The following is a 1,139-nucleotide window of genomic DNA, read 5'->3' as shown; positions in this document are numbered from 1 at the left end:
GGGGCACGGTGGCTCTCCTCGGCGTAGCCGCGTGTCGCCGCCGCGATGGCCGTCCCGATCAGGGTGAACGTGTCCTCGGTGAGCGTCGCCAGCAGGGGCGCGGGCCAGTGGAGGCGGTACGCGTCCTTGATGAGCCGGCGGCACGCCACCCGTCCGGCCAGGTCCAGGGCGTCCCGCAGTGCGTCGAGGGGGCAGCCCAGGCGGCCGTGCCGAGCGCCGATGCGCTCGTACAGGGCGATGATCTCGGCGGTGGCGGCCGGGCCGTGCCGGCCGGTGTCGTGGATCGAGATGAAGCAGTTGTACGTGCGGTCGATGATCTGGCGCACCGAGTAGCCGTATGTGCCGTCGACGATGTGCGTGTAGTGCGGCAGGCCGGTGCGGACGGCCTCCTCCATCTCGTCGACGGCGGCCGGCATGTGCAGCAGCAGCGTCCGCCGCATCTCGCCCGGTAGCGGCGCGGCGTACTGAGGGTGCGGGTCCTTCGTGCGCGCGGCTCGTACGTGCGTGTTGGTGCGCGCGGCCCGTTCGTGCGTGGGGGTCAAGGGGCCTCCCGTGGATTCCCGTGGGGCTGGGCAGCCTGCGGGACCGGTGTGACGTACGCCAGATTCCGCGCGCGGACCGGCGGCGAAAGTGTCACCCGGCTTACACTCCGGACCACGACGACTCACTGTCCCGTGCTAGGCCCTGTCGCCACCTCCCGTCGTCCGCCCGGAGGGCGGGCCCTTCGGCGGTATGGGGGTCCCCCTGGTCGAGCGAAGTCGAGAGCCGGCACAGGCGCGCTCTCGGCGTGCCAGGCGCGAGCGCGCACGGCGTCGCACGGTTGGGGCACCTTTCCGCCGCAGGCTGGTGGAGGGAGTTCGACTACAGGGCCAAGCAAGGGAGTGGGACGTGTCAGCTGTCGATCCGCTCTTATCCAGGCGCCCGTGGCACGACCTGCCCCCGGCGCTCGCCCCGCTCCTCCGGGCCAGACTTCCGGAGCTCACCACGGAGATGGTGCAGGCCATCCGCAGGGAGGTGCGCGGCTACCGGCAGCCGATCGGCTCCGCCGTCGCCCATGACCTCGCCGAGGCGGTCCGGCTGGCCGCGACGCAGTTCACGGAGCTGGTGGAGGAGCCGGACGCGCCGCAGCAGCACTACGT

1 protein-coding gene and 1 pseudogene are annotated in these 1,139 nt (G+C 72.3%); one reads left to right on the top strand and one right to left on the bottom strand.

Annotated features, from left to right (window positions below):
• Window positions 1-542 (bottom strand): hypothetical protein (locus tag EU811_RS23390; RefSeq protein ID WP_202979366.1); only part of this gene is annotated, 542 nt, incomplete at its 3' end.
• Between the two features lie 346 nt (window positions 543-888).
• On the opposite strand from EU811_RS23390, the pseudogene EU811_RS23385 reads away from it, so the two are divergent.
• Window positions 889-1,139, top strand: a pseudogene (locus tag EU811_RS23385) (hypothetical protein); the annotation flags it as partial.

This window comes from Arthrobacter sp. TS-15 (assembly GCF_006964045.1).
Lineage (GTDB): Bacteria > Actinomycetota > Actinomycetes > Actinomycetales > Micrococcaceae > Arthrobacter.
Note: the sequence above shows the minus strand (reverse complement) of the source record. Positions and strands in the feature narration are given on the sequence as shown.